This is a genomic window from Gammaproteobacteria bacterium, from assembly GCA_027296625.1.
GTDB lineage: Bacteria > Pseudomonadota > Gammaproteobacteria > JAKEHO01 > JAKEHO01 > JAKEHO01.
In genome coordinates this window covers 1-4794 of sequence record JAPUIX010000089.1, presented here as the reverse complement: position 1 = coordinate 4794, position 4794 = coordinate 1, and the positions used below count along the sequence as shown (strand labels likewise).

The window sequence follows — 4794 nt, the reverse complement described above, 5'->3', positions numbered from 1 at the left end:
GTCATTCACACCAAAGCGACGTTATGCCAAGTATTGCTCTGTTGCCTGCCGTATGTTCGCTTACCGCAACCGCAAACGCCACCAAACACGAGACTCATGGCTCTGGAGTCAGGTGTTATGGGCCCAAGAACGGAACGAGCGATCCGTCAGTTTCAGCGTGATAACCAACTGCCCATTACGAGCCAGCCCTCGGACTCACTAGTCGCTGTCAAGCACCTTGCGTGGACCTTGCAGAAGTACAAGGAATCGAAAACTGCGCGAAAAGTTGAGGTTGCGGGGAGAATGGAAGATCAAGTACTGCTATTCAGTTTGATTGCCCTCGGTACAGTGATTGCTGTCATCGTCGTGATCGGTCTCGTCACGCATGCGAGAAATCGGCGAAGCGGCCACGGGACGACTGCTTCTGAACAGAAGAAGCCCTACCAGACAGCGAAGGTTCATCATGTAATTGATGGCGACACCGTTATCGTTGCTACATTTTGGCGGAAGATCAAGATTCGTTTGGACTCAATCGATTGTCCAGAACAAGACCACCATCGGGGGGATATTGCAAAATACGGCCTAATCAAGCTGATTGGAGGTCGCAGGATTCTTCTTGAAGAACACGGTCAAGATCAGTATGGACGAACCGTTGCCACAATTTACGTTCAACACGGCGACGAAGCCAAGTGGATGAATGTGAACGCAAGAATGGTCACGTTGGGACACGCGTGGGTTATGAGAAATTCCTATCGGCATTTGCCGAAAGAAAGACAAAACGAACTAAACAGGTTGGAAAGGTGGGCAAAAACAAAGGGAGTCGGATTGTGGAATTCAGCGAATCCAGTGCCTCCGTGGAAATGGAGAGGTAGCGCCAAATGAGCCCGAATGGCAAAGTCTGTACTTGATCTAAAGCGGATTTCGGGGATTCCCACTGTGTCTCTCTGAACGGCTGCTTTTGCACGAAAGCAGCCGTTCGTCAGTGTCCGGAAACCACCACCCAAAGGAGACCTTCACGACGAGCGACGGCTCGTACGTTCGTCTGAGTTCTAAAACGGTCGCATAACCGCTTTTTCCAGGAAGCTGCTCGCTGGCCAGTCGGATACGCGGCCATTCTACCCAGGATGAGCGCCATCCTGATCCCCGCCGGTGAACTATACTCCAAACAGGTATCAGCGTAAGAACAAGGGGTTAGGTCATGGCTATGCTATCGAATTGGTTCAATGCACACCGTATGCTCGCTATCGCGCTGGCTTTCAGCTGTGGCGTGCTCGTTTCTATCAACAGCACTGCGTTTGCCGGGGGCAGTATCAGCATTCAATGGGGGAAAGGCGGTGAACCGGTAAAACAAAAAAGCGTGAAAAAACAGTCGAAGGCCGGCCCCCCCTCCCATGCCCCGGCGCATGGATATCGAGCCAAACACCAATATCGATATTATCCGTCCCATTCCGTCTACTACGATACCGCTAGAGGGCTTTACTTTTACCTGCAAAGCGACAATTGGCAGATCTCGGCGTCATTGCCGAGCAAGTTAAAAGTAAGTCTCGGCAGTTATGTCGAGATGGAACTGGAAACGACTAAGCCTTACGTTCACTATAAAGAGCATGTCAAGAAGTACCCGCCGGGAAAGATGAAGAAAAAGAAGAACAAACACAAAAAGAAAAAGTGAGGCTGGGGATTACATTATTGATGAGATCGTCTTGACCGCAGGCTGTCCGGCCTTCCGTACACAACGGATCTGATAATTCTTGCACCGCCACCCCGCTGGCGCGCGTATCATCGATCTCCAAGAACATGGAACCGCACGCGCTCGAATGCCCGCTAATGGCCGAAAGCGGGCCTTGGGACAACTCTTAGTCGCTTTAGTGACGTACCTTCGCTTCGCCATCCTAGATATTGATTTTCGGGTTAGGCGCGATTTCTAGAAAGCTCATGTACTGCCTTTACCAACTCAAGCAACGCATCATCACTAAGATCAGGGCGTCGTTTGCGGGCTTCTTGAGCACCGATCTCTAATTAAAGATAAAAGGCAGCAAGCTGGTTTTGTCTGCGATCGCTTGAAAACGTGGTATTCCCATTATTACGACTAATGTTAGTGCGATACTAAGTAAGTGTGTCGTTTGCTGGATGCAAGCGTTGTTACATAGATCAAGTGTTTCCTGGTACTGTAGGAACTAAGTGAGTGAAGTGACTTGTGAGTGGCAAAGCAAAACAGTGACGCCACCTGAGGCAAAGTTGCTGAAGTCCTGTGCCATGGTTTGGCCTAACTCTGAGTTGAGTCCATTTCTCATCATCTTTTCACTGCTGAACTCAAGCTCCACGATAAGGTAAAAAGGGGATTCTCCTGTTACTGCACCGGCTACGTGGTTGATTCGGAGCACCTTTAGATCAGGAAGCTGGGCAAGCAGCGGGCGGTGTGTTTGCTCGAAATAGTGATCGAACCCCGCCCGATCCACTGGCTTGCCGAACAGCAACAATACCTTAACCATGATTGAGGTGGTCTGTCCGTCGCCCGCAACACGGCGGACAGACACCAGCTTGATCAGGCCCGGGTTACCCTAGATTCCACCGTATTGGCGTACTCGATCATGCCATGCACCGGCGAATAGCTTATCAGTCGCTTGATCGTGTCTAGCTGATCGTCGGAAATGTCACCCTTGACCTTAACCTCGGAGACAATCTTGGGCATGCACGATGTGTGCGATTCCGGTCCTTTGACTTCGAACAACACACTGGGGTCGATTTCGGTGCGGACATTGATTTCCAGCCCCTCCAGTTTGATGCCGTTACGCGGGGCATTAAGCGCGATGCTGTTGCACAGACACGCAGCGATCGCACCCAATGCCATCTCCACCGGCTCGGCACGATCCGTCGGCCCCTCGAAACCAACGGCCTCCTCGACCTCGCGCCAGGCGCCATAGGGAATCGTGTAATGACGAGTCTCGCGGTCGATACGTTCACCGCCGAGTTCATAGGGCCCTATGTGGACGGTACTGCGCCCGGAATGGCCTTCCCATATGCCCCGGGCTGCAAGCCCGAGAATAATCGGGGACTCTTTTAATGCGGAACGGAAAGCCTCCAGCTTCTCCAGATCCATACCCGTTACGTATTTGCTCATGATGATCTCCTCTATTGGTGGGGAATTATGCGGTCATGTGTTTGAGGGCCTCATAAGTGGTCTAGGCATTGCGGTCTTCTGTCCGCTGATTAAACCGCCCCCATCCGTTTCACCGCCTCATCGGTGGTCCACACGGCATTGGCGATAAAGCGGAAGTTGATGATGGCGGCGAGATAGCCGTCCCCTTCCGGGACCTTGGCAGCGGCGGTGGCGTCTTTGACGACAGCTACTTCGAAGCCTTGCTCGAGCAATTCGCGTAGGTGGGATTCCACGCAGAGATTCGCGGACATACCTGCCAAGATGACCTGATCGACGCGGTTCTTGCGAAGCTGCAACACCAGGTCATTGGCCTCGGGCCCATAGACCTTGTGCGGCGAGGTTATGATGGTTTTGCCATCGAAGATGTACTTCTTGTACTGCGGCATGAAGTCCGCGCCTGAGTTAGTAAAACCTTCCATGTTGTAGGCACTGCGTCGGTTAAACATGCCGGTCTTGTGCATGAGCTTCTCCAGCGCGCCCTCAAAGCGCCAACCCTTATCGGTCGGATAGTAATAATGAGGCGAGATGGTGACCGTGATGTCGGCCTTCTTCGCCGCCGCGAACAGACGACCGATATTCTCAACAGTATTGTGCTGGGTGACGCTCGCACCCACGACGCCCCAGGTCACTCCTTTGGGACTCAGGAAATCTACCTGCGGATCGGTGACCACTAGAGCGGTTCTTGGTATGTCCAGTTTCATATCCGAGGGCGGCAGGCCGGGCTTATCAGGCGGCGCGTAAGGATCATCGGAGGCGGCATAAGCCGATCCGGCTAATCCCACTGCTGCGATCGATGCGGTGGCCGCCGCGCTTGCTTTGAGAAAGCGGCGGCGAGGATGCTCCTCCTCTGAGTTCGTGTGATCCCCATGGTGTTGATGCTTGTGATTGTTACACATAAGAACTTCCTCCATAGCTGTATTACTTGGTTGCACAAAGCACCCGGGAGACGACCAACACCCGGGAACAACCATACAAGACCGGCGCTAGCCCGTTTTTATTTCAACTAAGGCCGGAGGGCAAGGCCCCTCAAAAGGCAGAAAGGGCTGCGAAAGGCAGGTTAATTAGCGATTGGTTGTTTGGGTGGGCAGAGCGGGGGCTTAATCGCTCAGCAAGCCGCCTGGGCGTCCATCACCTGCCATTCGCAACATTAGATCACCGCACCCTTGCAGGGTCAAGAAATCTCACTCATTAAGCAGCCCATGCCGCACCGGAAATGGGCACGGGTAGCCAACCTTTAATACCGAATTGGAATCCCCTATTTCAGGCCAACTCGAATGTCTGCTTCTGGCCGAAAGCGGACGTTCGTGAATGTCCGGAAACGACCCAAAACAGACATTTCTAGATTTCTTGAAACGCGATCTCGATCCACTAATTCCCAACCAGAGCGTCGCTGGACTAGCAGTCCTACCCCCAATCCCGATTGGACGCAAATCCCAATTCCGAGCTTGGAGTTTTGGGAATCGTTTTGGGAATTCAGCGTTTGATGAATTTTACTCCCACGTAACTAATTGAAAAATTGGCGCGCCCGGACGGATTCGAACCGCCGACCACCTGGTTCGTAGCCAGGTACTCTATCCAACTGAGCTACGGGCGCGAATTTGTATGCCGTGTTTCGCGAAATGCGGATTGTACTAATAACGAGTACGGAGTAGCTAGAC

At 52.6% G+C, this 4794-nt stretch carries 5 protein-coding genes and 1 tRNA gene; 2 read left to right on the top strand and 4 right to left on the bottom strand.

Annotated features, from left to right (window positions below; translation table 11 throughout):
* Together O6944_04845 and O6944_04840 are read left to right on the top strand one after the other, a co-directional pair.
* Window positions 1–861: thermonuclease family protein (locus O6944_04845; protein MCZ6718464.1), on the top strand; the 861-nt coding region annotated here is incomplete at its 5' end.
* Between the two features lie 316 nt (window positions 862–1177).
* Window positions 1178–1648 carry a hypothetical protein gene (locus O6944_04840; protein MCZ6718463.1) on the top strand — a complete coding sequence of 157 codons (471 nt, stop codon included), beginning with the start codon at window positions 1178–1180 and terminating at the stop codon, window positions 1646–1648.
* Between the two features lie 505 nt (window positions 1649–2153).
* Here the strand turns inward: O6944_04840 and O6944_04835 are convergent.
* The 4 genes from O6944_04835 to O6944_04820 all read right to left on the bottom strand — a co-directional run bounded on the left by O6944_04835 (window position 2154) and on the right by O6944_04820 (window position 4730).
* Window positions 2154–2513, bottom strand: a complete 360-nt coding sequence (locus O6944_04835; protein MCZ6718462.1) for an EthD family reductase — start codon at window positions 2511–2513, stop codon at window positions 2154–2156.
* Between the two features lie 8 nt (window positions 2514–2521).
* Complete coding sequence (locus O6944_04830; protein ID MCZ6718461.1) at window positions 2522–3097, bottom strand: OsmC family protein; 576 nt, start codon at window positions 3095–3097, stop codon at window positions 2522–2524.
* 89 nt (window positions 3098–3186) lie between these two features.
* Window positions 3187–4032 (bottom strand): cysteine hydrolase, encoded by an 846-nt coding sequence (locus tag O6944_04825; GenBank protein MCZ6718460.1) that lies wholly within the window; start codon window positions 4030–4032, stop codon window positions 3187–3189.
* Between the two features lie 621 nt (window positions 4033–4653).
* A tRNA-Arg gene (locus O6944_04820) sits at window positions 4654–4730 on the bottom strand.
* Window positions 4731–4794 lie beyond the last annotated feature (64 nt).